Below are 582 nucleotides of genomic sequence, written 5' to 3' on the forward strand. Positions count from 1 at the left end.
CATGCGCCTGAATTCATACTGTCTCATGTTTACTGCTCTCAAGTCGCACACAATCAACACACCCCCGGACCGGCAACCGATTATACCCCCAGGCCCACGTACTGTTGTACTGGAGCGAAGGGCATTGTATAATGGATCTGTCGTCGCGGACAGCTTGCTGTTACGTGTAGGTGCTCGTACACCTTGCGCGTGCCTGGAAGTGCGTCAACACTTTCAGACCGCGGCGGCCTTTTAATTTCCACCTGTATCCATTATAGAGGTATTGGGAGCGAATTACAAGCCAAGTGATGGGAAGGCAGGAATTTTCGTTCAAGGAGTTTTTTTATATAGTTCACGATGTCAACCGACGCCGCTGCCCTTGCGCCTCCAGCGGCGTCAGTAAAAACGGCCCCGACAAGGTGGTTTATCCCCGCGTTCTTGCAACGCCCAGCAGGCATAGGCTTGAAAAGCAGCCCAAGGATTTTGATTTACGTTAGGGAGCGAATTTAAGCGAGCGGAAACAAAGCTTCGCGAAAAGTATGCAGCGGAGTCGGGTTGGAAACAGGACGTTTCCAACCGCCCATTGAGCAGGAGCGATTTGGG

It is taken from the genome of Desulfitobacterium sp. LBE, from assembly GCF_007830365.1.
In the GTDB taxonomy this organism is placed as follows: Bacteria; Bacillota; Desulfitobacteriia; order Desulfitobacteriales; family Desulfitobacteriaceae; genus Desulfitobacterium; species Desulfitobacterium hafniense.